General features: G+C 67.5%; 21 protein-coding genes. 11 read left to right on the top strand and 10 right to left on the bottom strand.

Annotated features, from left to right (window positions below):
* Positions 1–1,921: 1,921 nt before the first annotated feature.
* The 10 genes from ACI8U3_RS13920 to ACI8U3_RS13965 all read right to left on the bottom strand — a co-directional run bounded on the left by ACI8U3_RS13920 (position 1,922) and on the right by ACI8U3_RS13965 (position 13,234).
* Positions 1,922–2,935, bottom strand: a complete 1,014-nt coding sequence (locus ACI8U3_RS13920; RefSeq protein WP_415015467.1) for a type VI secretion protein — start codon at positions 2,933–2,935, stop codon at positions 1,922–1,924.
* A 518-nt stretch (positions 2,936–3,453) separates the two neighbouring features.
* Positions 3,454–4,386: a DUF2493 domain-containing protein gene (locus tag ACI8U3_RS13925; RefSeq protein ID WP_415015468.1), complete on the bottom strand. Its 933-nt coding sequence runs from the start codon at positions 4,384–4,386 to the stop codon at positions 3,454–3,456.
* 319 nt (positions 4,387–4,705) lie between these two features.
* Positions 4,706–5,110 (bottom strand): single-stranded DNA-binding protein, encoded by a 405-nt coding sequence (locus tag ACI8U3_RS13930; protein ID WP_415015469.1) that lies wholly within the window; start codon positions 5,108–5,110, stop codon positions 4,706–4,708.
* A 2-nt stretch (positions 5,111–5,112) separates the two neighbouring features.
* The gene (locus ACI8U3_RS13935) at positions 5,113–5,469 is read right to left on the bottom strand and encodes a single-stranded DNA-binding protein (RefSeq protein WP_415015470.1); all 357 of its coding nucleotides are present in this window, start codon (positions 5,467–5,469) and stop codon (positions 5,113–5,115) included.
* Between the two features lie 102 nt (positions 5,470–5,571).
* On the bottom strand, positions 5,572–6,561 hold the full coding sequence (locus ACI8U3_RS13940; RefSeq protein WP_415015471.1) for a hypothetical protein: 990 nt from the start codon (positions 6,559–6,561) through the stop codon (positions 5,572–5,574).
* The gene (locus ACI8U3_RS13945; RefSeq protein WP_415015472.1) at positions 6,558–7,808 is read right to left on the bottom strand and encodes a hypothetical protein; all 1,251 of its coding nucleotides are present in this window, start codon (positions 7,806–7,808) and stop codon (positions 6,558–6,560) included. The genes ACI8U3_RS13940 and ACI8U3_RS13945 overlap by 4 nt, the downstream gene beginning before the upstream one ends.
* Before the next feature lie 472 nt (positions 7,809–8,280).
* Entirely contained in the window at positions 8,281–10,848 is a 2,568-nt protein-coding gene (locus tag ACI8U3_RS13950) for a hypothetical protein (protein WP_415015473.1), read from the bottom strand.
* 65 nt (positions 10,849–10,913) lie between these two features.
* Positions 10,914–11,384 carry a MucR family transcriptional regulator gene (locus ACI8U3_RS13955; protein ID WP_415015474.1) on the bottom strand — a complete coding sequence of 157 codons (471 nt, stop codon included), beginning with the start codon at positions 11,382–11,384 and terminating at the stop codon, positions 10,914–10,916.
* Between the two features lie 201 nt (positions 11,385–11,585).
* Entirely contained in the window at positions 11,586–12,884 is a 1,299-nt protein-coding gene (locus tag ACI8U3_RS13960) for a type II toxin-antitoxin system HipA family toxin (RefSeq protein ID WP_415015475.1), read from the bottom strand.
* On the bottom strand, positions 12,881–13,234 hold the full coding sequence (locus tag ACI8U3_RS13965) for a helix-turn-helix transcriptional regulator (protein WP_415015476.1): 354 nt from the start codon (positions 13,232–13,234) through the stop codon (positions 12,881–12,883). Before ACI8U3_RS13965 ends, ACI8U3_RS13960 begins: the two co-directional genes overlap by 4 nt.
* Before the next feature lie 357 nt (positions 13,235–13,591).
* Here ACI8U3_RS13965 and ACI8U3_RS13970 point away from each other — a divergent pair, with 357 nt between their 5' ends.
* From ACI8U3_RS13970 to ACI8U3_RS14020, 11 genes are all read left to right on the top strand, one after another.
* Positions 13,592–15,463 carry a type IV secretory system conjugative DNA transfer family protein gene (locus ACI8U3_RS13970; protein WP_415015477.1) on the top strand — a complete coding sequence of 624 codons (1,872 nt, stop codon included), beginning with the start codon at positions 13,592–13,594 and terminating at the stop codon, positions 15,461–15,463.
* Positions 15,453–15,881, top strand: coding sequence for a hypothetical protein (locus tag ACI8U3_RS13975; protein WP_415015478.1), 429 nt, complete (start codon positions 15,453–15,455; stop codon positions 15,879–15,881). The genes ACI8U3_RS13970 and ACI8U3_RS13975 overlap by 11 nt, the downstream gene beginning before the upstream one ends.
* Positions 15,878–16,831 (top strand): P-type conjugative transfer ATPase TrbB, encoded by a 954-nt coding sequence (gene trbB / locus ACI8U3_RS13980; RefSeq protein ID WP_415015479.1) that lies wholly within the window; start codon positions 15,878–15,880, stop codon positions 16,829–16,831. Before ACI8U3_RS13975 ends, trbB begins: the two co-directional genes overlap by 4 nt.
* An 82-nt stretch (positions 16,832–16,913) precedes the next feature.
* Entirely contained in the window at positions 16,914–17,273 is a 360-nt protein-coding gene (locus tag ACI8U3_RS13985; protein ID WP_415015480.1) for a hypothetical protein, read from the top strand.
* A gap of 240 nt (positions 17,274–17,513) precedes the next feature.
* Positions 17,514–17,831 (top strand): TrbC/VirB2 family protein, encoded by a 318-nt coding sequence (locus ACI8U3_RS13990; protein ID WP_415015481.1) that lies wholly within the window; start codon positions 17,514–17,516, stop codon positions 17,829–17,831.
* Positions 17,831–18,094 (top strand): VirB3 family type IV secretion system protein, encoded by a 264-nt coding sequence (locus ACI8U3_RS13995; RefSeq protein ID WP_415015482.1) that lies wholly within the window; start codon positions 17,831–17,833, stop codon positions 18,092–18,094. The genes ACI8U3_RS13990 and ACI8U3_RS13995 overlap by 1 nt, the downstream gene beginning before the upstream one ends.
* Before the next feature lie 12 nt (positions 18,095–18,106).
* Positions 18,107–20,518 carry a conjugal transfer protein TrbE gene (gene trbE, locus ACI8U3_RS14000; RefSeq protein ID WP_415015483.1) on the top strand — a complete coding sequence of 804 codons (2,412 nt, stop codon included), beginning with the start codon at positions 18,107–18,109 and terminating at the stop codon, positions 20,516–20,518.
* Complete coding sequence (locus ACI8U3_RS14005) at positions 20,481–21,242, top strand: conjugal transfer protein TrbJ (protein ID WP_415015484.1); 762 nt, start codon at positions 20,481–20,483, stop codon at positions 21,240–21,242. Before trbE ends, ACI8U3_RS14005 begins: the two co-directional genes overlap by 38 nt.
* Before the next feature lie 8 nt (positions 21,243–21,250).
* Positions 21,251–22,552, top strand: coding sequence for a P-type conjugative transfer protein TrbL (gene trbL, locus ACI8U3_RS14010; RefSeq protein ID WP_415015485.1), 1,302 nt, complete (start codon positions 21,251–21,253; stop codon positions 22,550–22,552).
* A gap of 1 nt (position 22,553) precedes the next feature.
* Positions 22,554–23,237 carry a conjugal transfer protein TrbF gene (trbF, locus tag ACI8U3_RS14015; protein ID WP_415015486.1) on the top strand — a complete coding sequence of 228 codons (684 nt, stop codon included), beginning with the start codon at positions 22,554–22,556 and terminating at the stop codon, positions 23,235–23,237.
* On the top strand, positions 23,216–24,043 hold an 828-nt coding region (locus tag ACI8U3_RS14020; protein WP_415015487.1), incomplete at its 3' end, for a TrbG/VirB9 family P-type conjugative transfer protein. The genes trbF and ACI8U3_RS14020, both read left to right, overlap by 22 nt.

Here is a 24,043-nt window from a genome sequence, read left to right on the forward strand (position 1 = left end):
CCTAGGCGTCTCCACCGGAACCGGACGATGGAGATCCAATGCCCCAGAAAGCTCAGCCACGAAGAAGACCCGGTCGACCTCCGGCCCCAATTGTCGAGTTCCCGGATCCATTGTGGGAGGCGCATGATACGCCAGAGGCATTCCACGAAGCGCTGGATTTCCACATGCGGCGGCACGGGGACAACGTGTGGCGGCTGTTCCGCGCGCTTAAGGCCAAGGGCGCGCTCATTGATCGAACCACCATCACGAGCTGGCGAAACGGCGCCAAAGCACCGCGGACGGTCGCGACGCTGAGAGCGCTCGACTTGATCGAGGACCGATACCGGCTCGACCGGGGAGAGCTTCGCAAACTTCTGCCGCGGGGAAGGGCAATCAGCGGGCATGGCCCCAGCAAGACGCCTCATGCGCTGTCGCGCCGTCTCGCCTGGCATTTGCCAGATGATTTTGGCCGGCGAAGCTCTGTGGAACAGACCGAAATCCTGGCGTGGGTCCGCGAGAATATACTGTCGGGCGGGACCGCATACCGGCGCTACCAGTCTGAGGTCTGCAAAACCCGCTTTGCGATCCGGTTTGAAGCAGTCCCGATATCTCCCGGCGCTGGCCATCCGCACTGTGCGCCAGCCTCCCTGGCGGAAGAAATGGCGGACCTGCTGCACTTTAAAACGGCGACCCTTACAGATGCCGGCTATCAGCGTTCGGGGGTGTGGAATACCGAGACGGCCAGCCAGAGGGTGGAGCATCTGGGGCTCATGCTTGGGGCGCTTTGCGCCTCTCCGGACGGTGAAGTACGCGGCGCCGGCGCGCCTCTGGAAGACGTAAGCCTCGGGCACCTGGTCTTTCCTGGGGTCTGGGACTGGTATCTGGGATGGCGGGAGCGTCGGCGCGGCTTCTTCACCGGGTGGGAGGCCGATATGCTTCTCCTGGCCGCAGCCTTCACACGCGAGCGAACCGGCTGGCTGAGACAGACGCCCCGGCTTGCGGACAATCTCGTTCCTCTGAAGAACCTGGTCAGCGAGACGGAGCTTGCAGTCGTCCGGGCAGACTGGGGCGCAGCCTGTGACCGTATGAACCAGCACGCACTGAACCGGGCAAGGGAGGTGCAGAGGGTCGCCCGGGTCCATCGTGATCCATTCGAACCTCTGTTGCCCGTCCTCGAAGCTGCCAGCCCGCTTGAGGCCTATCGGCGGATCACTGAAGAAATCCTGCGGCTTATGCCCGACGCCCGGCGTTACCCGCTTCAGGCGGCTGAGGCCACGCGCAGTTTTCTGATGCTTCGCTTCGGACTGCACTTGGGTCTTCGCCAGAAAAACCTGCGCGAACTTTTGGTAAGGCGCAGGGGCGAGCCCGCCACTCCTGAACGGGATCTCGAACGCCTCAAACGGGGAGAGCTCCGCTGGAGCACCGGTGAGCAGGGGTGGGAGGTCTTCATTCCCTGCGCCGCGTTCAAGAACTCCAACTCAGCCTACTTCAGCCGGCGACCATTCCGCTTGTTGCTCCCTGATCTGGGCGATCTCTATCGCTGGATCGACACCTACCTTGAGCGCGAGCGCGCCGTGCTTCTGAAAGGAGCGCCGGATCCGGGCGTGTTTTTCGTCAAGACGGTCAAGCGATCGAGCCGCGACGCAGCCTTCACCCAGACGGCATTCTATGAGGCGTGGCGGCTCACCATTCAGCGGTACGGGATCTACAACCCATGGACCGGGCGCGGGGCCATTGCCGGGTTGCTCGCACACGGCCCACACAGCGTCCGGGACGTACTCGCCACCCACGTCCTGAAACAGACGGGCTCGTACGAGCAGGCCAGCTACGCCATTCAGGACACACCCGCCACCGTGGCTCAGCACTACGGACGGTTTCTGCCGCAAGACAAGGCGGCAATCGCTGCCAGACTCCTGAACAAGGCTTGGATCGAGCCTCTCACTCAGAGCGACAGGCCCCTCCCGCGAGATCGGGGAGGCATTGGTCGGCCGACCCCGCCGGATCCGACCACCATTTCGATGGCACGGCCAGGCTCGGGCATCGGGGCGCCAGGGCGCAGCCGCACGTAACGCTCCACCCCGCCGGATTCTGCCACGATTGCCCAGGGGCAGGCGCCCAGCTCGTCGTGGAAACCTGTCTTCACCACACGGCCTCGAAGCACTCCCTCGCGGGCATCTAGGACCGCGCGGCCAGTCTGAAGGCGCCGTTGGTTGCGCAGGCGTATGACATCGCGGGCGAGCTGGAGCCGGCGCAGGCGGCTTTCCATATCCTCGGCAAGCCTGAACCTCCGCCCGATCCGTGTCGCCAGACCAAGCTTCTCCAGGTGCCGAAGCCGGCCACGCGTCAGAGCCTGCCAGACGTCGGTGCCCCCGACGCCGTCGCTGACCATCCGTTCCGTATCGGCTGATGCGAGCAGGCGCCGGTCGAAACCGGTTAGCCGGTCAGCTTGGGTTTCACGCCAGATGCGGCGCTCCGCATCCTGCCGCGAAAGGTCGCCCAGCCGCTCCTGAGCCACCTCCTGCGCTCGCGCACGGAAGCCGTAGCCAATATAGGCCCGAGGAATAACCAGATCGCGCCCGTCGGCGCGGCGGCCGGGCAGGAGGACATGTCCGTGCGGCTGGTCCGTATCGTAGTGGCATACCGCCATCCAAGGCAGGTCCGGCTCTCCGAGATCGCCGCAGACCCTGCGCATCGTCTCGCGCACATAATCCGGCAGGTTCTTCAACCGGTCGCCGTGCTCGGGGGAAACAATGAAGCGGAAATGGTGGCGATGCTTCGCCCACTCCTGGAGCCGCGCCTGCGCGTCGACGCGGTCGCTTCCGGCGTCGAAGAACGCCGCCGTCTCACCCTCCCAGCCGGCGCCCAGGCGGCTGAGATAAGCGACATGCCGCGCGAGGGCGGAGGCGTGAGCGGCACCCCTTCCCTGGTGGCGGCAGACCAGCGCTTTGACGATCACTCTCTGGCGAACGTCCAGACGAAAGGGTCTGCCTGAGCGCCCCTCGGCAGCGCGCAGACAACCTGATCGATCACCCAGGGCGAAGAGCCGGCCGGCCGAAAGCCGCCGCAGCATTCCAGTGCGCACGAGAGGGCGATCTGGCCGGATCCTGAGAGGCAGGCGAGCAAGGGGGCCTTCGCTCTCGGACAACGGGAGGTAACCCTCGAGGCGGGCTCTGACCTGCATGGCGACGCTCCGGCTACGCGCGGCATGCACTTGCCGACGATGGCTCATGAAAAGTCGCCGCGCCGCAGGAGCATGCCGCTAAACAACGGACAGACTAGGACAACAGCGCAGCGCCCGGCTCCGCCTTTTATCTTGCCCTAAGCCTGAAATTTGCTGCTGAGATCACAGATGGTCCAAGGGGATCAACAGTCATCAAACCGGCCTATTGCTGATGGTGCCGCGAGTCTCGACATCGGCCAAACGAAGAAACCCGCCCGGCCGGAGCCGAGCGGGTCGAAGGTTTTGCGTCGCCGTCAGCCTGAACGGGCGCGAATGGCCAGGTGCCGGACGCCGCGCGCCCGGGCCTGCTGGCCAATATTGAGCGCCGGTCCGAAAGGCTTGGCCGGGCCGCCTTCGCCCGGGCGAAGTGACTGCGAAAGGCTGAGGCAGCAGACCGGGCTGAGGGCCATCATCTCGTCGTTGGCCCTGAACGGAGCTGCCTTGCCATGCCGGTCGAAGTCCGCGCGAGCCAGGACAAGGACGACGTCCTTCTGGCGCGCCCATCTGATGGCCAGCTTCTCGGCGCCCTTTGCTCCTGTCGTGGCCAGCGCCATGTCGGGCCACTGCTCGCGGGCCCAGTTCAGGGCGTCGAAGATGCGCCCCGCATCCTCGCCGGAGTCGGCGAAAGGCGCGCCGCGAAAGGCTACAATGGGCCCCTTGGGCCGCCGGGCCTCCCGCCGCTGCTCCTCGACGGCGCGAAGCAGGTCTCGAGCTTCGATCTGCGCAGCGGTCAGGCGCGTACCGCGGCGACCTCCGCGCCATGCTGTCCAGACTTCTCCGGACGCCACGGTCCAGGTTTGTGCGGCTGCGTCCCGGATCAGTTCTGCGGCTGTGGCCGCCACGTCTGCGGCGCGCGCCTCCCTGGAAGCTGCCTGCAGTTCGGTATCCGCCAGCTCGGAGCCGTCGAAGTCGCGATCCAGCTGACGCATGCGGTCCCTCGCCCGGTCCGCGTCCCGTGAGATCCGACCGGACGCCGAGTGGAAGGCTCCGATCAGGCTCTCGGCCAGAATGGTCTGGACGTCCTCCAGCGCGGTGTCCGTGATGAGGTCGACAAGTTCGGTCATGAGAGCCTGACCCAGCTGGATCAGTGACGCCTCGGTCGGGTGAGGACGAATGTCCTCAAGCGCCGCAGCCTGGATGTCGAAGGCGGTGTCAGCTGATGAAAAGGCATGAAGAGAGAAGGTCATCGCACGCTCCTGAGAAAGGGGAATGCCGCAGCGCCCGTGCGCAACGACCCCGATCCCCGGCACGTCGGGCCCCGGGAAGTCACCGGAGCGGGCTCATGGAGACCGCGCAGGGGAACGGCGAAGCCGTTGACATCCAGGGTGACGTGACAGGATCGGAGGGCGTTGTGTGGGGGTGGGTGACCGCCGAAGGCGGTCACGCCGTCCGGCGCTGCGGCGCCGGGACCGCCGTTGGCTGCGCCCCGTGGCGGGAGAGCCGTGCCAGAAACGAAAAAGCCGCCCCCGGCGAAGCCGGGAGCGGCTGAAGGCGATGTGCTGAAGATCAGAACGGAATGTCGTCATCCGCCCCCGTATCCGGGTCCGCCTGGTGCGGTCCTTCAGGGCCGTCTGGCTCGCTGCGCCGGTTCTTCACCCGCAGGTCGGCGACGACGACCCGAAGATCGTAGTGTTCGACGCCGTCCTTTCCGGTCCAGCTGTCGTTTTCGACATGGCCCTGCACCACAACCCGCGTTCCCTTGCGGGCGAACGGTGCGATGTACTGCTGCGCAGTGACTTCATTGAAGCAGACACAGTTGAAGCCGGTCGTGCGCTCTGCGGGCTGGCCGTCGGCACGCCGGAAGCGCGTGGTTTCCAGAATCCGGAAGGTGGCGCGTGTCCGGCCATCAGTCTGTGAGGACAGGATGGACGGATCACCGGCCAGATAGCCTTCGATGGTTATGGTCTGCATCTTCAGTCTCCCGCTCTTGCTGTGCCGGCGATCGGCTCTTCGGCTGCGTCCGCCCAGTCCAGGACGCTCAGCCGTGACACCACAAGCTCCTTGGCCTTGCGCGTCACGCCGTCCTGGGTGGTGTATTCGGTGTCTGCATAGGCTCCCGCGACCAAGGCTTCGCAGCCCTTCCTGAGGCCGGCCAGGATGACCTTCTCATTGAGGCCCTTCTTCCAGCTGATGCAGTTGATCCCGACGAGGCGCGGCCGGCCGTCGGCCTCCTTGCCCCTCTTTTCGAGCAGTCTGAAAATGGCCTTGGCGCCATTGTCGCTGACGACGGGATCATCGCTCAGCCGCCCGGTGAATACGGCAGATTGCATGTCAGTCTCCTGTGATCGAGACGGACCGGAAGCCGATCCCCCGGTCCTGCCTCGTCTCCCATCCCCCTTTCTTTCGCTCCTTCCGGCGCCGGGGCGCCGCTTTCAGCAGAAGTCGAAATAGCCGGCATGAGCCCGCAGATCGGCCATGGTCACCCCGCAGGTCTCGAGGAAATCCGCGACGATTTCCGGATGGGACCGGACGAACGATGAATCAGCATCGAGAGACTCAAGGATCGGAGCGGCGGTGCTTTCCTCCCACCGCCAGTCCAGGCCCCACAAATCGTCTTCCGGGGCCCCCGGTGCGCGCTCGGCGGTCAGGCCGGAGAAGTCGGCCGAGACCAGGGTGTCGCGCAGCCAAGCCAGAAAGACCAGATCCTGCTGCTCGCGGGGGCCGTGGGCGTTGAAGTAGCCAACGGAAACATTGGTGCATTCACCCACGAGTCCGGCGTACATGGCGGTGTCGGTGAACAGGCCGGTGTCGTCGGGCTGGAAACGTGCGCCTAATATCCCCGCCAGGGATGCGGCGAAGGCGTCAGACGCGGTCCTGCCGCCCTGGTGGGTGATCACGTCGCTGTACCCCCGCCGGTCAAGGGCGATGGCGAACCTGATGTTCTCAAGACGCTCGGGAGTGTTGGACGCGATCCAGGCGGAGCCGTGACCGCCGTTCTCCTCGTCCCGGTGAAACACATACAGACCAGGAACACGGGCCAGGATCATCTCGCGCATAAGCCAGACCCCCGAAGCGCAGTCCGCTCCAAGGCAGTTGGATGCTCCGCCGCGGCCCTCGGAGGTATCGCGCAGAACGGCCATGGTTCCTTGTCTCAGGACGGACTGGCGTCCCGGGGCGCGGTGAACCGTGTCCGTGTGCGAGGACCACAGGATGTGGGGCGTCTCGCCGCCTGGTCCGGCGATGCACAAAAGCAGGTTGCCGAAGGCGTCCTCTTCCATGCCCTCCAGCGGCCTCAGGAACCGGGAGATGAACGCCTCCTCTGTGGTCGACCAGGCGGGGCGGCGAAAGCTGAGCATGTCCATGAACACACCCAGGCCTGCGCCTGGCGATGGCGAAGACAGGTGCACGTCTCGGGCGCTCACTGGACCGCCTCCGCAGCGCTGTTCGGTCGTCTGGTGCTGAAGGTATTAGTGGCCGCGTGGAACTGAAGTTCCGGCCGTGCTTCGGCGATCCCGCGTGCCCAGAGGTGTCCATCAACCTCCACGCTGGGCACCGTCACGCTGAAGATTGCGCCCGAGCCCGCGCAGTCGAAGGTTACGCTGTCCCGGCAGGACTGGCAGAAGTCGTGCTCGCAGCCCGGCGCGCCGTTCCACACGGAGACGCAGACCGTGTAGCGCTCGTGGTCATCGCTCATGCCGGAGCCGCAGCCGTCGCAGGTCCAGGATGTGTCGTCGAGGTAGAGGAGGCCGTCTGTTCGCTCCGCGACGTATTCGCCGCTTCGCGCCATGCGCCAGACCCGGCCGCAGTCATCCAGGCCGTAGTCCAGATCCAGATAGGGCATCACCCAGGCGCCGCAGCCGGCGGCGATCTTCCTTATGCGCGCTCCGCAGAATCCCTCGTCGTGCAGCCGTTCGTGTTTCCAGCCCCTGGCCTCCATGGCCTGGACCAGGGCTCTGGCGTAGTCGCTGGCGTCAGGGTCCGGGTAGGTTCGGCCGTAGACGCCGCGATGGGGCCAGCAGAGGCATCGGGCGGTGATCTCCTCATCGTCGGCGCGCCAGAACGCCACGGCCAGGTCGCCGGCTGCGTAAACGCGCACGCAGTCCTGGCCCTCCATGCATGAGCTGATGCTCGACGCATAAACCTCGGTGATCTCGTCTCCGCTGCTTGTCAGCGCCATGGCGCCGTCCATACTGACCGGCGGGCGCGAACCGCTGACGAACCACTCGGCCAGATAGGCGATCTGCTTGGCGGTGAGGGCTTCGCTGAAGTAGCGTTTCAAGTAGCGGCCCGGCTTCATCCGGGTTTGCCGGTCCAGCTCGCCGTGGGCTTCGTCTTCGGTGAAGGCCACCATCGCCGGGTCTTCGAGCGACACGTGAGCGTAGTGGTCTATGAGCGGCGCCGGCCGCTGCCTCCAGAACGGCTCCTGGTTCCAGACCGGGGCGGTGTAGACCCCGGAATCGAAGAAGCCTTGCTCCCGTTCGCGCCAGGTCGCGCGCCGGGGGATGCGGCGCCGGATGATCTCGCCCAGCCGGTAGTCGGGACAGAAGCTGAGCGGAGAGCCAAAGGCGTCTGCTATGTAATGGTCAGTCTGCTGAAGCGAGCTGAACAGGTTTGATGAGGGCACCGTCCCGTAAGGATCGACGGTGTCGTAGGTGAACAGTTCGGGCATGAGGCATCGCGCCCGCACATGTGCGGGCGGCCTTTTCGTGCTTGGAATGAGGGTCGGGAGGTGCGGGCTCGTCCTGGGAGGGCCCGCGGATCAGGCGATCATCGGCCGGAGGCCGGCATCGCCGGCCCAGAGCCTGGGCTGTACGTTCAGGATAGAGGGCGCATGGCTGTCTCCGGCGGCGCCGGACGGAAAGCCACTCTTTCCTTCATCTCCGGCGCTTACCCGGCAGCGCCCTTCCTTTTCACCCTGGGGCGCGCAGCGGCGCCGGTATCGCACAGCCCCCCGGATCGATCGCCGGGGAGCAGGGGATTGCGTGCGTTGTCTTCACGCGACCGCTGGTGAAGCGGCGGTGGAGCGTGAGTGACCGCAAACCTCTCGCGCCACGGGCGATCGGGCGAGCTGAATGAGGAAGGCAGGTGGCTGCGCGGCCGCAGACCGGCGGCGGAGATGGGGCCGGGCTGTAGCAGCCAGCTCAGTTCGTGGGTGCGTCACCCATAGACTCAAGCTCTGCAATCTCCGCCCAGGGGACAGGCGGCCGCATAGGAAGCGGAAAGGCTGAAGTGTTACCCCGATGCGGGGCTTCACCTGTTTCGGTAGCGGCTGCAGTCTCCACAGGGACTTCAAGCCGAAAAACAAGCGAGAATCGGCCCACGGGTCTTTGGGCGAAAAGCACTGTCCATATGGTTAGTGGGCTCTGGTAGGCGAACAGGCGACCATTGTCGTCGAACCGACCGACCTGCAGGGGCACGTCATACTGCTTCACGCGATAGTGGACATTCGCCGAGGGAAAGTACTGAATATTGTTGTTGGCCACATGGACGAAGTCTCCAAAGAGATCCGCCCCGTTCTCATCCTCGGCCCGCAGTGAAAGCGACGAGACCCGCGCGTTCTGGAATTTTCTTGGAAGCTCGCCCACGGTCAGGTTTACGGCGTGTTGGCTGTTCAGGTCAGCAAACATCTCCGGGTGGGTCTCACGGCTGAACACCGCCAGCGGTATCTCGATCGAAGCTGTCGGCGGCTCGCTGATCATGAGCCTCCGGATTCCGCTGAGAACCGCCTGCATGTGAACGGCGTTGAACGCCTGGTGGATTCCGTCTGCCGGTATCTGAGGCGCCAGTCCGTCGTTGCGCGTCGTACGCAGGTCGACGTATCTTAGAAGCGCGTAGACGTCCCGGCCCGTAGCAAGGCGAATATCGCGATGGGCGCGCTCTGCGATCCGCGCCAGCTCTGTAAGCTTGGCGGTGTCTTTCGAACTCCACCAGGCATCCAGATTGGCGGCCAGCCGGCGGTAGTCCTGAATGCGTTGCTGAGCTGAAATCTTCCGGATGTTCAGCTGGGCTATGGCGGCCTCCATCCCGGCCATCTCGTTCTTTACGCGGAAAAGGTCGTCCTTGGCCTTGTCGATCTGCGCGCGGATGGAATCGACCAGAGCCGCCAATCGCCGCGCTGCGTCCTCAGCCTGAGCCAGGCTGCCCAGAAAATTTGAAAATCCCAAACCTGCGGCGGCCCAGTTCTGAGCCCCCAGTGCGGCGCCGATTGTTCCGATGTGAGTGATGGCGTTTTCCACCGAGCCGAACAGATCCCGGAACGCCTGGGCTGCGGCGCCGGGAAGCGCGCTGAGGCTTTCATAAAGCCGTCTGATGCGATCGACGAGCTCCTGGGCCTGCCGGCTGAAGCCTGCGAGTCTCTCCCGCAGGGCCTCGATCTCGCCTGCGAACGATTCAATATGGCTGGTGAACTCTCGTATGCTCGCCTGCAGTTGGTCGCCCTCAAAGCGATAAGCCTCCTCGGCTCTCTTGCCGTCCCATTCCTGGCGGCGCCTGTATGTGAGGATCGCTTCCGATCTGCTGACATCGTTCATCAGCTTTTCGAAACGGGCTTCAACGTCCTCCAGCGACAGAGGTACGTTGCGTGCTCCGGAAGCACCATCTCGCGTTATCACCCTGGCGGCATGCCGGTCTTCGCCGAAATAGGTCAGACCCAGATTGATCTGGGTGATCAGCGTAGTGGCCCGCACCGCGTCGGGACTCGGCCGTCCGGCATTGTCCTTCAGGAGCGCAACCTTCTCCAGCAGCGGGCGAGCTTCGGCTTCACGATTTAGGAAGTAGAGCATCTCGCCTTTGCTGAGCAGGCCGTCGAAGACCTCAGGCGCGAGCCTGGCCGCTTCATCGAAGAAGTCCGCCTCGCTTTGATAACGTGACACGGACAGGCGGCCCGCCGCTCCGGATGAGCCGGCTGGTCCTGTCCGGCCGCGGTCACCCGCCGGACCTTCACGGCCCGGCCGGCCCGGGCTTCCGCCGGGCATGTCCTCGCCGCTGTCATGGTCGGTCACGGGCCGGCACCACTTTCCCGCGCCTCCTGCGCCGCCGCTCCCTCCAGGACCGCCGCGGCCGCCGCTGCCGCCGGCGCCGCCGACGCCGCCTTCCCCGCCGCGAATGTTTACGACAGTGTCGGGCGGCTGCGCCAGACTGACCTTTGAGTTCAGATACCTGATTGTGACCGAGCCGCTGGCGCCGCCCGACGCGCCGCGTCCGCCGGGGTTTCCGGCAGGGCCTTTTCCGCCGTCCTGACCGTTCTTGCCATTACTGCCTGGCCCCCGGTCCTTTCCGCATTTGGCGGGTTCCCCGGGGGCGCCGTGGGCGCCCGGCGCGCCTCGTCCTGCAGCCGCCAGCCCTGCCGGACCGCGTCCGCCCTTTTGCCCTTTTGCCGAGAGGCTAAGGGACTGGATCTGGGACGCGATGACTGTAATCGCGCCGGCCGCGGCCCCGGGTCTTCCATCCGGCGCGTCAGACGCATAGCCGGAGGAGACATAGGCTCCGGCGCCGAAGCTCAGCTTCTCCGCGACAATGAGGATGGGCGCCCCTTCGGAGATGACCGGCTCATTGATTACAACTTCAGCCCCTACGATCACCTTGGTGTCGGCGGGGCTCGCCGGCGCGGCCGTCCAGGCGGCGTTCTTCAGGCGCATGCCCTGGGCTTCAAGCTGGGTGGCTATGTCGGCCCCGTCGGGGTCGGCCTCCGAGGTCCCGGTTCCGGCCATGGTTCTGCTCGCTCCCTCTCATGGGAGAGGTAGAGAACAGTGTTTTTTTAAACTGTCCACTTCAATCAGCGCCGCGGCCCGTCGCTGACGGCAATTTGCTCAGGCCCGGACCTGCGCGTTTTCTTGGCCGGCTTTCGCCCGCCTTGGCCGAGGCCCATGGATTTGGCCAGTTCGGACCGGGCTTTGGCGTAGTTGGGGGCGACCATCGGATAGTCCGGAGGCAGGCGCCATTTGGCGCGATAATCCTCAGGGCTCATGCCGTACTTGGTGGCCAGGTGGCGCTTGAGCGATTTGTACCTGGAACCGTCTTCGAGGCTGATGATGTAGTCCGGCGTGATGCTCTTGCGGATCGGCACCGCAGGGGCCTGCGGCTCCGGCTCAGGCTCAGCTCCGGACGGCATTCCGGCCAGCGCTGCGTGGACGCTGGTGATCAGACTGGCCAGTTCTTCCGGAGCCACGGCGTTGTTCGACACGTAAGCGGTGACGATGTCGGTGGTCATGCCGGCCAGATCGGCTTCGGTGCGGGTCTCATCCATGGACTGCGATCTCCCAGAGCGCGGATTAGCTGATGGCGCCAAGTTGCACGAACGCCCCTGGCCTGAGAACAGTCCGGGGTCATATTCGGCCCGGCTTTTCTTCCGGCCTCAAACCGTTCAGGGGGGCTGTGCGAGGGGAGAGGAGACGAACCTGCGCCCCCTGGATTACCCATGCCGTTATGGCCGGTCCGCGGCCGCTCTTTAAAGGGTCAGGCGAAGACTGGGGCCGATGGACCGGCGCATGCCCTCGTCCACCTGGGCGGCGTCCGCGAACCTGGGCCATTCGGCGACGGTCGCGATGACCTCGTCAATGATCGTGCGGGCGCGGGCGGCGTTGATTGAGGCGGTTGCGGCGCATGCTTCCAGATCGGCGCGCGTGAAGTCGTCGCGCCGGCCGTTCACCGACATCTGGTGCTGCCTGAGCCACTTGTTCCCTGGTTCCATGGCCCAGGTCACATCGAAGGCGGGCGCGAGCGACCACACGCCCTTTCGGTCCATTAGGAAGGCGATGTTCTTCACATGGTCGTCCTGGTTGCGGGCCACGACGTTGAACGTCATTCGCCGGAATAGCTCTTCCATCTGCTCCATCGGCAGCTTCAGCCGCCACATGACTTGGAAGGCCTGTTCGTAGGTGTAGCTGTCGGGGCTGCAGTAGTCGTAGTGGGCCAGGGCGGCGAGCGACTGCATGTGCAGCTTGCCGCCAGAGTCCGTGCGATCGAAGCGGCGTGTCATGAAGTGACGCCGGTCCCCCTCGGGCAGCAGGCGGCATTCGGTCATGGTGATGCCCGCGGCCCTGGCCATTTCCGAGTAGGCGTACTCTACCGCGCCGTAGCCCTGCGGGTCAGCGAGGCCGCGGTCCTTGTTGTTGCTCACCCCGTCGAACTTGAGCAGCCAGTAGCTGAACCCGTCTCCGGCCTCGACCTGGCCGGAGCGGACCTCGTTGGTCTCGGGATTCCACGCGATGACCGCTTTGGCGCGGGCGCCGCCGGCCGAGGTTCCGACCTGCAGGATTTCGGTCAGGGCGGAGGCCTTCCCGGGATCGGCGAAAGAGACCTGCAGGGTGTTGCGGTTGCTCAGCACCTCCGAAGCCAGCCGGACCAGGTTCTCGATGTGGATCTGCTCGGACTTGCGCGGTTTGGGGCCGGCAGCGGGGGTGAACTCGAGCGCACCCATGCCGCGGGCGCCCATGTAGCAGAGACGCTCAACCGCATCGAAACTGTCTGGTGTTCGGCCCTGGGTCGCCAGCCAGGCGTTGATCAGGGTGTGGCCGTAGCGGTCGGGCAGGGCGTCGGCGAGCATACCGGGCAGACCGTAGAAGCTCTCGGGGTTGAGGCCCGGGAAACTGTAGATGCGATCACTCAGCGGCATGAACAGCGGCGCCACCTCGATCTGCGATCGAACGAAAGCCGGTTCATAGGCGAAGGTCGCGACCGCGGTGCCTTCGGCCAGCGAAACGGCGCCGATCCGGCGGCCCCAGAGGTTGACGGCGGCCAGGCTCATGTTTCGTCACCCCAACGCCAGGGCTGCGATTCCTCGTCTTCATCGCGGGCGTCCGGCCGGGCGCGCTGCCGGACCTTGCCATGCCGCTCCAGCAGATCGATCGGATTGGCCGGCGCGTCCGGAAGGAAGCGGTCGAGGCCGTCGAGCTTCTCCAGCACGCGCAGGGCGCGGACCAGGTTGACGAGCTGAACGGATTCTCCGGCCTCAAGGCGTTCAACGGTGCGCTTCGACAGCCCGGCGGCTTCGGCGAACTGCGCTTGGGTCATATGCCGTTGCAGGCGGTAATCGGCTAACCTGCGCCCGAGCTCGGCCAGAACCGCCTGATCCGTGTTATGGTTATCTATCTTCATAATTCGCCACTTCCGCCGACTTATGTATCATAATGCGGGTTAATTCGTCAATAGTGGCGAGTTAAACGTAAGAACCGCTTTACTGATAGTTCGCCATAGCTGACGAGTTAGGCGCTTTATCGCCCTTAAGTCGTCAACTGTGACGACTTAATGGGTGAGAAGCCCCAGCTTGGCGCTAAACGCCCGCCAACCGGAAGGAGCAGATATATCTGCGCGCGCCGCAACCCCGCTGCCCCAAGTGGTCACGGGCTTGCTCCATATATTCGTGCGGCCGGACGCCAAGCCGGTCTCCGCGCCTCCAAAGTCGCCGAAAAGTCGCCATTATGTGCCGCGCCAATCGCCTGCATGGGAGCTCGCATGGCATCGCGGCTGGCGGCGCTGGCTGTCGCACTCGTGGCGGGAGGACAGGCCGCGGCCCAGGCGTTCGCCTGGGTCTACCGCTTTGATCCGGTCCTGGGCGCCGCGATGCGGCCTGGCCCGGACATCGCCATCTATCCGCCCTGGGCGCTGCTGGACTGGCGGGCGCGGTTTCCTGAGGCGGAGCCAGGCATGGCTGCGGCGGCCCCGGCCTTTCTGCTTGGCTTCGGCCTGACCCTCGCCGCCGGCCTGGCTCTGACTGCGCGGCCGGCCACGCGCAGGCGCGGATGGGGCGGCATGGCTGAAGCGCGCGCCGCAGGCCTGCGGGACCCCGGCGGCTGCATCATCGGCGAGATGAACGGCCGGCTGCTGGCCACAGGCGACCTTCGCCCGACCCTGGTCACCGGCGGAACCCGGTCGGGCAAGGGGCGGGGACATGTCCTTCCGACGCTTCTGAGCTGGCCCGAAAGCACACTGGTCCATGATCCCAAGGGCGAACTCTGGGCTGTCAGCGCGGGCTGGCGCTCAGGATTCTCACATGTGCTGCGGTTCGCGCCGCGCGATCCCGCCTCCGCCCGGTTCAACCCTCTGGCCGAGATCCGGCCGGGGCCGCAGGAGCTCGCCGAGGTGCAGCGTCTCGTGGCGATACTGGCGGATCCCGGCGGGGTTCGTGACGACGAGGCGATTTGGGACAAGGCCGCGTCGGAGATCCTCGAGGCGGTGATCCTGCACGTCCTCTACACGGCGCCCGACGACGAAAAGACCCTGCTCACAGTGCGCCGACTCATCGCCGATCTGGATGAGACGGCCGAGATGATGAACCGCACCCTTCATCGCGAAGGGCCGGACGGGACGCCTGAGACCCATCCCTTCATCGCCACGGCGGTGAAGGGCTATGCGGCCATGCATGATCGTTTCCGCACCTCGGTTCAGGGCACCGCGCGCAGCTATCTCAAATGGCTGGCGGGCGAGGATCTGGAGCATGCCCTGTCGGCCTCGGACCTGGCGCTGGGCGATCTGATGTGCGCCCGCGCGCCGGTCAGCCTCTATGTGCAGGTCGCGCCCGCCGACGCGGCGGCGCTGCGCCCTCTGGTCCGGCTGTTTTTCTACGCCGCCGCCCAGGCGCTGACGGCTGAGGAGAAGAGCGACGCCGCGGGCCGGCCCAAGGCCTGGCAACTGCTCATGATGATGGATGAGTTTCCGCTTCTCGGCCGGCTCGCCTTCTTCGAGAAGTCCCTGCGGCTGATGAGCGGCTACGGCATCAAGACCATGTTCGTGGCCCAGTCCCTCAACGACATCGTCGAGACCTACGGCGCGCACAACACCATCCTGGACAACTGTCACGTCTACACCGCCTTCAGCGCCCTGGACCCGCTGACCCAGGACAAGGTGTCCAGGCTCACGGGATCGGTCCTGGAGCCCCGCGAGAGCCGCAGCCGGCCGGCTGGGCTTTCGGGGGGCAATGCCTCGGTTTCGCGCTCGGAGATCGAACGCCCGCTTCTGGAGCCCGGTGAGATCCGCGCCCTCCCGGACGACACTCAGCTTGTCTTCGCGGCCGGTCACCGGCCACTGCGCACGCGCAAGATGAAGTACGACCGCCGCCGGCCCTTCGCCAGGCGCGCGCGCATCGCGCCGCCCGCGCCGGGTGCGCCTGTGGATACGCCCGGCCGCCCGCCTCATCCCTGGGAGGGGAGGCGGGCGCTGGGCGAGGATCCCGCCGCCGCCCTGCCGCTGTTCAAGGAGGTGGAAGCCGCCATTCACGAGCGCCGCGTCGCGGCCCGGGCGGCCGAGACCTATGAGCGGGTCTCAACCGAGTTCGCCGCCCAGCAGGCGGCGTTAGACAGCCTGCAGGGAGAGCGCCATGAGCCGTGAGGGCGCCACGACCCGGGTTCAGGTCTATCTCAGCAACCCGCGCGTGATCGAAGCGCTGAACCGGGAAGCCCGCGTGTCCGGTCTTTCCCTGAGCCAGACCGCGGGACGCGCTGTGGCGCGGGGTCTCGCCCGCAGGCTGACCGCCGATCCCGAGGATCGGCTGGCTGTTCTGGAAAGGTCGCTGCGGGACCACATGCGATCGACCCGGCGCGACATGCAGATCGTCCAGGAGCTGACGGTGGAGATCGCACGCGCCTTCTTCCTGCGCCTTCCCGATGCGGCCGTGGACGAGGATCCGGTGGTCCTCGCCGCGGTCGAGGTCAGGATCGACAGGATGCTGGACGCCGTCGCCGCCCGCCTGATCAGCGGCGGCTCTGTTCCGCCGGAGCGGGAAGGCGAGGGGACCGGGTCTTCATGACGGGCGCCGCCCTGAGCGCCGCCCGCAAGCTGGAGGCACTGCGCCACGCGCTGGGGCCTGTGGTCTGCGAGGCGCTGGAGGACCCGGCTGTGGTGGAGATCATGGCCAACCCCGACGGCCGTCTGGTGATCGACCGCCTTGGGGCCGGCCGGGCGCGGGCGCAGGATGCTTTGGAGCCTGAGGCGCGCGAGCGTGTGATCCGTCTGGTGGCTGATCATGTGGGCGCGCCGGTGACGAGGGAGGATCCCCGCCTGTCCGGTGTGCTGCCCGGAGGCGAGCGCTTCCAGGGCTTCCTGCCGCCGGTGACGGCGGCTCCCGCCTGGTCGATCCGCAAGCGCCCGGCGGTCATCTGGCGGCTCGATGACTATGTCGAACAGGAGGTGCTGAGCGCGGATCAGGCCGACGCACTCCGGCGAGCCGCGCAGGAATGCCGCAACCTGCTGATCTGCGGCGGGGCGGGCTCGGGCAAGACCACACTGGCCAACGCCATCCTGGCCGAGCCGGCGTTCGCGGATGATCGCATCTTCCTCATCGAGGATGTGCCCGAGCTGCAGTGCTCGGCCTGGGACAAGGTGCCGGTGCTGACCCGCCGCCATCCGCGCGTCATCGGGGTGGCCGATCTGGTGCGCGACGCCCTGCGCATGCGCCCTGACCGCATCGTCATCGGCGAGATCCGCGACGGGGCCGCGGCGCTGGAGACGCTCAAGGCCTGGAACACCGGACACCCCGGGGGACTGGCGACGCTGCACGCCAACTCCGCCGCCGAGGCGCTGACGCGAATGGAGGACCTGATCGCCGAGATTACGCCTGCGCCCCCGCGCCGGGCGCTGGGTCAGGCCATCGACCTGATCGTGCAGATCTCGCGGACGCCGGCCGGGCGCCGGATCGACCAGATCCTGGCGGTAAAGGGCTGGAGCGAGGAAGGCTATGCGCTGACCGCAGTCGAGTAAGCGACGGGCGGGATCGGTTTGTCACGGAGGCGCCCGGCCGTATTGTGCGATTTCACTGAGAGCAGAACACGGAAGCCGCTCGATGCTGAACTTCGGACTCGCCATGTCGGTGCTTGCGGCGCTTGTGACGCCTGACCAGCTGCGCCCGCTGAGCGAAGAGGAGATCGCGCGCAGGTTCTCCAACGTCGCGGTGATCCCCGAGGCCGTCGTCCACGACCGCGCCGAGCGCTTCTTCGCCGGTGGGCGTTACGTTGTGCTTGGACGCCCCCGTGTGGAAGGGCGGTTCGAGGTCCGCGGCGGCCGGCTGTGCACGGCCCTGCCCCTGCAGGATGAACTCTGCCGCGAGATTCTGCAGGACGAAGACGCGTCGCTGTATTTCAGGGGGAGCGCCGGTGGCCGCCCGGGCGGATTCCGGCTCGTTCCGGCGGAACCGCAGCCCTGACTGCGGTCCAGGCGAGGCCTGAAGCAACGCTTTGCCTCCAATCAAATGAGGCTGGTGTCGAATAGTCCGGTCCGATGCTCGGTTGGTAGCCGACATCATATCCAGCAATCGCCGAGTTGCGGTGACTTGCCGAAGTATATAGCAAGTATACTTTCTCACTCCAATTGACTTAACAGCCGCTCTATTGCTTGCCTTGAGTCGCGAGCGATCTCTGCTCGTCATGTTCAAAGGGCAGCAGACATGAAGCGCATGGTTTCACGCAGTCTCATGGCCGGTGCGGCGATCTGTCTTGCGGCCGCTTCCGATGCTCTTGCCGGCGGCTCGGGCATGCCCTGGGAGGGGCCGATCCAGCAGATCGTCCAGTCCATCACCGGGCCGGTGGTTCAGGCCGCGGCGGTGATCGCGGTGGTCATCTTCGGCGCCGGGGTGGCCATGAGCGAGGGCGGTTCCTCCATGCGGCGGGGGCTCGGCATTCTGTTCGGCCTTTCGATCGCGTTCGCCGCCTCAACCTTCTTCCTGGATTTCTTCGGCTTCGCCGGCGGACTGGAGATCGGCTGATGGAGCGCCGCCCCGAAGGCTGGGATCTGCCGCTGGCCGGCGCCCTGACCGAGCCGGTGACCCTGGCGGGGCTGCCGCGCGACTACGCCATCCTCATGGGCACGGTCGCCTTGGTGCTGGGACTGGCGCTGAGGATCTGGTGGCTGGGTCTCCTGTGGTGGGCGGCGGCCCATGCCTTGGGCCTGCTGGCTACCCGCCGCGACCGGCGCATGTTCGACGTCCTGCGCCGGCATCTGGCGCTGCCTGGTCATCTGGACGCTTAGGGAGGTGATCGGATGCGCTTTCTGGACGAGCACCGCCGCCGCCCCGACCGTCTTTCGGACCATCTCCCCTGGGCCGCCCTGGTTTCCCCCGGGATCATCCTGAACAAGGACGGCTCCTTCACCTGCGGCTTCCGCTTTCGGGGCCCGGATCTGGATTCCGCTGAGGATGAGGAGCTGATGGCTGTGCGGGCCCGGCTCAACAACGCCCTGAAGCGTCTGGGTTCCGGCTGGTGCCTGCACATGGAGGCGCGCCGGCGCCCGGCAGATCCCTATCCCGAAGACCATTTCACCAACCCCGTGGCCTGGCTGGTGGACGCCGAACGGCGGGCGGGGTTTGAGACGGACGATCCCGCGTTCGAGACCGACTACCGCGGCGCCCTGACCTGGCTGCCTCCGGCCGACGGCGGCCGTCGTCTGGAGCGGTGGATGTTCGATGGCCTGAGCCGGCTGAACGCGGACTGGCGCTCTGCTCTGGAGACCTACCGGCGGGAAACTGCCGCCCTGCTGGATCTTCTCGCAGACGCTCTGCCTGAGGCCGAGCCGCTTGATGATGAGGCGCTGCTGAGTTGGCTGCATGCCTGCGTCTCGACCCGGGAGGGCAGGGTCGCGCCGCCGCCGTGCCCCATGTTCCTTGACGCCCTGCTGGCCGATGAAGCACTGACCGGAGGCGCGGCGCCGCGTCTCGGAGACCAGGCCCTGCGTGTGGTCTCGGTGCGGGGCCTGCCGTCCTCGACCCGGCCCGGTCTGCTCGATGCGCTGGGCGCCCTGCCGTTCCCCTGCCGCTGGAGCGTGCGCTGGATCGCTCTGGACAAGGCGGACGCCGAGCAGGAGCTGCTGCGGCTGCGCCGCCGGTGGTTCGCCCGGCGCAAGGGACTGGGGGTGCTGCTGCGCGAGGCGATCACCAGGGAAGAGACGCCTCTGATCGACACGGACTCGGTTGCCAAGACCGAGGAGTGCGACGGCGCCCTGGAGGCGCTTGGCGGGGAGGTCTGCGCCTATGGCTACCTGACCCTGACCGCCGCCGTCACGGCGCCGGACGATGCGGAGGCTGACGCGCGTGCGCGCCAGATCGAGCGGGTGCTGAACGCCCAGGGCCTGGTTGCGCGCACCGAAGACCTGAACGCGGTGGAGGCATGGCTGGGCGCGGCGCCCGGAGAGCCCTATGCCGATGTGCGCCGGCCGATGATCTCGACCCTGAACCTGGCCGACCTGCTGCCGGTCTCGGCGGTCTGGGCCGGGCCGGCGCAGGATCCCCGCCTGAAGGCGCCGCCGCTGCTGACGGCGCGAACAGGGGGCGCGGCGCCGTTCAGGCTGGCTCTTCACGTGGGCGATGTGGGCCACGCAATGGTGGTGGGGCCGACCGGCTCGGGCAAGAGCGCGTTTCTGGCTTTCCTGGCCCTGCAATGGCTGCGCTATTCCAACGCCCGGGTGGTGTTCTTCGACAAGGGCCGCAGCGCCCGGGCCGCAACCCTGGCGGCGGGCGGGAAGTGGCGGGCCCTGGAGCCCGGCGCCGGGCTCAGCCTCCAGCCCCTGGCCGGCATCGACCGGCCGGGTGAGCGGGCCTGGGCCCAGGACTGGCTGACCGGCGCCGTGCGCTGCGCCGGCCTGGAGCCGTCGCCGGCCCTGCGCGAAGAGCTGTGGTCGGCGCTATCGGCCCTGGCGGAAGCGCCTGAGGACCAGCGGACGCTGACGGTGCTGTGCGCCCTGCTGCAGGACCGTGCGGCGGCCGCCGCGCTTGAGCCGCTGACGCTGCAGGGGCCGCACGGGGCCCTGCTGGACGGCGCGGAGCAGGCGAACACCGGAGCGCAGATCGAGTGTTTTGAGATGGAGGCGCTGATGGGCGCGCCGTCCGTTCTGATCCCGGTGCTGGAAGCCCTGTTCCGCCACGTGGAGCGCGGATTCGACGGGCGGCCCACCCTGATGGTGCTGGACGAAGCCTGGCTGTTCCTGGACGCCTCGGCCTTCGCCGGGCGGCTGCGAGAGTGGCTCAAGACACTGCGCAAGAAGAACGTGGCGGTGGTTTTCGCCACCCAGTCCCTGGATGACGTCGCGGCCTCCAGCATCGCCGCGACCCTGATCGAGAGCTGCCCAACCCAGATCTTCCTGCCTAATCCGCGGGCTCTGGAGCCCGCTTCGGCGGAGCTCTACCGCATGTTCGGCCTGAACCGGCGCCAGCTGGAGCTGATCGCCTGGTCCACCCCGAAGCGCGCCTACTACCTGCGCCAGCCGCAGGGCCGGCGCCTGTTCGACCTGAAGCTTTCAGGCGCAGGCCTGGCCCTGTGCGGCGCCAGTTCTCCCGAAGACCAGGCCCTGATCGACGCCGTCCTCGAGAGCCACGGCCCGGACGCCTTCGCCCGATCCTTCCTTGAAGCCAAAGGAGTCCGCCATGTGGACCAGATCCTTGAAGCCTTTGACGCCGCCTGACCGGCGGCGTTCTGCAGCGCTCAGCATCTTCGCGGCGGCGTCGATCCTCGCCGCAGGCGGCGCAGCTTCGGCGCAGCACGTGGTGTTCGACCCGCGCAACCACGTGGAAAACGCCCTGCAGTCGGCCCGCCAGCTGGAGTCCCTGGCCAACGAGGCCGCCCAGCTGGCCAATGAGGCGCGGATGCTGGCCGCTTCGCCCTACAGCCATCTGGTCCAGTCGTCCGAGACCCTCGCCCGGATGCAGGCCCTGGCCGGGTCGGTGACGGGCATGGCGTCCGGCGTGGAGGATCTGCAGCAGCAGTTCGACCAGCTGTATGCCAGCGATCTCACCGGCCTGGGGCCGCGCGCCCTGGCCGGGCAGCGGCAGGAGCGGGCCGAAACTGCCCGGCGCACAGCGCAGGATCTGGCCCTGGCGGCGGCCGAGCTGGACCGGCTGGCCGCAGGCCGCGCTCAGCGCGTGCATGGCGCTCTCAGCGCCAGCGAAACTGCGAACGGCCAGACCGCGGCGGTTCAGTCGTCCACCCAGATGCTGGCGGTTCTGGCCGAGGACTTGGCGTCCATGCGCATCGTTCTTGCGGCGGAGGCCCGGCTCATGGCCGAGACCGCGGCGCGCCAGGCCGCTGAACGGGCCGCGGCGGCGGAGGCCAGGCGCCGCTTCTGGAGCGGGGGCGATGCGTCTCCGGCGCCGCCGGCCTTTGATCCGTTTCCCCGGGCGCGGGACTGAGGCGCATCATGGCCGGACCCACCCTGCAAACGCCCAATGATCTGATGGTGGTGTTCTCCACCACCATCACCGAAGGCTTTGACGCCCTGTCCGGCCCGGTCAGCGGCATCTTCGGCATGATGATCGTGCTGGTGGTGGCCCTGACGGGCATCCAGTGGGCCCTGTCCTCCCAGCGCGAGATGCTGGCGGCGGGTTTCGGCAAGGTGCTTCTGATCGGCGCCTTTGCCTGGCTGATCAATGACTGGCAGGCCCTGTCCGAGACCATCTACGCCGGGTTCATCGAGCTGGGCCTGACCGCAGGCGGGGGATCTCTCAGCCGCGCCGAATTCCTGAACCCCGGCGCCGTGCTGGCCCAGGGCTGGGAGATCGTCAGGGCGCTGGGCGAGACGCCGGCGCCGGTGGACAATCCTCTGGACGTGGCGGGCAACCTGGCCGACGCCCTGATCCTGAGCCTGGCCATGATCGGCATCATGCTGGCCTTCGCGGTGCTGGCGCTGCAGATCATCGTCTCGCTGATCGAGTTCAAGATCGTCACCCTGGGCGGCTTCGTGCTGCTGCCCTTCGGCATCTGGTCGCGGTCCGCGTTCCTGGCCGAGCGGCCGCTTGGCTATGTGGTCTCTTCGGGTCTGAAGGTCCTGGCCCTGGCTCTGGTGGTCTCCGGCGCCCGCTCGGTGTTCGACCAGCTTCAGCCGAGCGCAAACCCTGACCTTTATGAGGCCCTGACCATCCTGGTCGCCAGCCTGCTGCTGGCCATGCTGGCGGTGTTCATTCCCAACCTCGCCGGGGCTCTGGTCACGGGCGGCCCGGCCCTTGGCGCCGGAGCGGCCATGGGCGGGGTTCTGGCGGTCGGCGGAACGGCCGCGGCGGGCGCAGGGCTCATCACGGCCACGGCCGGACGCCTGTCCAGGGCCGGGGCTCTCCTTGGACCGTCGCGAGCCGCTGCAGGCGCCCAGGCGCCGCCGCGCTCTGCGGGACCCGGACCGTTCGGACCGCGGCCGGGGAGCCAGGGGGCCGGACCTGACGCACCGCCGCCGCCGGCATCGCCTCCGGGACCCGGCCGCCCCCCGTCTGGCGGAGGCCAGCTCCGCCGGAGCCCGCCTGGATTTCCCCAGACACGGGCAACTGCCGCACCGGATCCCTGGAGCCAGGGCGCCGGACCGGCAGGCGCTTCGTCCGAACCGTCCGCCTCCCGGCCGGGCCGCGCCGGCGCCCTTCGCGCCTATCTGGCCGCCAACAGCGCCCGGTCTCTGATGCCAGCCGTGGAGAGCAGCGGAACGCTCCAGCCCCAGCTTCGCCCGAGGGAGGACTGAGATGAATCCCTTCTTCCGGTCCCGCCGCCCCATGAGTTCGGCGCCGCAGGCCACGCCTTATCAGCGCGCCGGTCAGGTCTGGGACGAGCGCATGGGCCTGGTGACCGCCCATGCCCGCAACTGGCGCCGCTTCGCCGCCGCCAGCCTTTTGCTGGCCGGGTTCCTGGGGGCGGGATGGTGGGCCCAGGCCCGGCGGGCCGAGGTGCGTCCGTTCATCGTGGAGGTGTCGGACTGGGGCGAGACGCAGAGGATCACGGCCCTGGACGGACGTTATGAGCCGACCGAGGCCCAGACCGCCCATGCCCTGGCCGTCTGGGTCCGCCATGTGCGCTCCAAGTCCATCGATCCCATCGTCATCCGCGAGAATTGGCTGAGCGCCTATGACCTGACTACGCCGCGCTCGGCGGCGTTTCTGAACGCCTGGGCCCAGGCCAAAGATCCGTTCGCCGAAGCCGGGCGCGAGGCTGTGACGGTGGAGGTCCTCAATGTGGTGCGGCGCAGCCCGCGCACCTGGGACCTGCAGTGGCGCGAGACCCGCTTTCTGGACGGCCGTCAGACCGCCGCGGAGCGCTGGCGCGGGCTCATCACCACCCGGATCGAGCCGCCCCGCACCGAGGCGGAGCTGATGCGCAATCCCCTTGGCCTGAAGATCGAGGACATCTCATGGACCCCCGACGCTTCCTGATCGCCGGGGCGGCGGCCCTGGCGCTGGTTCCCTCGCTCACGGGCTGCGTGCTGACCCGCCAGGATGCGGCCGCGGCGGTGGTCGTCGACGCCTCGAGCGCCGCTGCGGCGGACCCTGCTGCGGCCGGCGCCGCCATGCAGGAGGCCGGAGGCGAGATTTCTGCTGCGCCAGTCCCGCTCGGCCCGCAGGGCCCGCCTGCGCCGGTCCCCATCACCCCGGCGCCGCCGGAGCCGCAGGAGTCACGCCAGCCGGTCACGCCGCACGTCGGAGAGCCATACATGGCATGGGCGCAGGACACTCCGGTGCTCGAGGGCCGGGCCGCCCTGGTCGCCGCCGGCCAGGCCGCGCGCGCCCGCTCCCGGTCCGACGCCTTTGCGGGAGGGGTCCAGGTCTTCGGCTGGTCGCCGGGCCGCCTCTACGAAATCTGGACCGCGCCCCTGCGCGTCACCACCCTGACCCTGGCGCCCGGCGAAGCCGTCACGGCCCTGGCGGCCGGGGACACAGTCCGCTGGCAGATCGCTGAGGCGCCTTCAGGGAGCGCGGACGCAGCGTCCGGAGCGCCGGGGGAGGGGCGCCGCAGCCACGTCCTGGTCAAACCGCTGGAGACGGGGCTGGAGACCAACCTGGTCCTGACCACCACGGAGCGGGTCTATCTGATCACCCTGCGTAGCGGCCGCGCCGCCGACGGGTTCAACGCGGCTGTCGCCTGGGACGTCCCGCCGAGGGCAGCGCCCCCGCCCCCGCCCCCGCCGCCGCCGCCAGAGCCCCTCAGGCTCAGCCCGGCTGAGCCTGAGGGGCCGATCCAC

Source organism: Brevundimonas sp. (assembly GCF_047617075.1).
Taxonomy (GTDB): domain Bacteria; phylum Pseudomonadota; class Alphaproteobacteria; order Caulobacterales; family Caulobacteraceae; genus Brevundimonas.

Bases quoted from the DNA above. Each gene is read 5' to 3' on its own strand.
- ACI8U3_RS13925 (WP_415015468.1), bottom strand. From the start codon at position 4,386: ATGACCTTCTCTCTTCATGCCTTTTCATCAGCTGACACCGCCTTCGAC.
- ACI8U3_RS13930 (WP_415015469.1), bottom strand. From the start codon at position 5,110: ATGCAGACCATAACCATCGAAGGCTATCTGGCCGGTGATCCGTCCATC.
- ACI8U3_RS13935 (WP_415015470.1), bottom strand. From the start codon at position 5,469: ATGCAATCTGCCGTATTCACCGGGCGGCTGAGCGATGATCCCGTCGTC.
- ACI8U3_RS13945 (WP_415015472.1), bottom strand. From the start codon at position 7,808: ATGCCCGAACTGTTCACCTACGACACCGTCGATCCTTACGGGACGGTG.
- ACI8U3_RS13950 (WP_415015473.1), bottom strand. From the start codon at position 10,848: ATGGCCGGAACCGGGACCTCGGAGGCCGACCCCGACGGGGCCGACATA.
- ACI8U3_RS13955 (WP_415015474.1), bottom strand. From the start codon at position 11,384: ATGGATGAGACCCGCACCGAAGCCGATCTGGCCGGCATGACCACCGAC.
- ACI8U3_RS13960 (WP_415015475.1), bottom strand. From the start codon at position 12,884: ATGAGCCTGGCCGCCGTCAACCTCTGGGGCCGCCGGATCGGCGCCGTT.
- ACI8U3_RS13965 (WP_415015476.1), bottom strand. From the start codon at position 13,234: ATGAAGATAGATAACCATAACACGGATCAGGCGGTTCTGGCCGAGCTC.
- ACI8U3_RS13970 (WP_415015477.1), top strand. From the start codon at position 13,592: ATGGCATCGCGGCTGGCGGCGCTGGCTGTCGCACTCGTGGCGGGAGGA.
- ACI8U3_RS13975 (WP_415015478.1), top strand. From the start codon at position 15,453: ATGAGCCGTGAGGGCGCCACGACCCGGGTTCAGGTCTATCTCAGCAAC.
- trbB (WP_415015479.1), top strand. From the start codon at position 15,878: ATGACGGGCGCCGCCCTGAGCGCCGCCCGCAAGCTGGAGGCACTGCGC.
- ACI8U3_RS13985 (WP_415015480.1), top strand. From the start codon at position 16,914: ATGCTGAACTTCGGACTCGCCATGTCGGTGCTTGCGGCGCTTGTGACG.
- ACI8U3_RS13990 (WP_415015481.1), top strand. From the start codon at position 17,514: ATGAAGCGCATGGTTTCACGCAGTCTCATGGCCGGTGCGGCGATCTGT.
- ACI8U3_RS13995 (WP_415015482.1), top strand. From the start codon at position 17,831: ATGGAGCGCCGCCCCGAAGGCTGGGATCTGCCGCTGGCCGGCGCCCTG.
- trbE (WP_415015483.1), top strand. From the start codon at position 18,107: ATGCGCTTTCTGGACGAGCACCGCCGCCGCCCCGACCGTCTTTCGGAC.
- ACI8U3_RS14005 (WP_415015484.1), top strand. From the start codon at position 20,481: ATGTGGACCAGATCCTTGAAGCCTTTGACGCCGCCTGACCGGCGGCGT.
- trbL (WP_415015485.1), top strand. From the start codon at position 21,251: ATGGCCGGACCCACCCTGCAAACGCCCAATGATCTGATGGTGGTGTTC.
- trbF (WP_415015486.1), top strand. From the start codon at position 22,554: ATGAATCCCTTCTTCCGGTCCCGCCGCCCCATGAGTTCGGCGCCGCAG.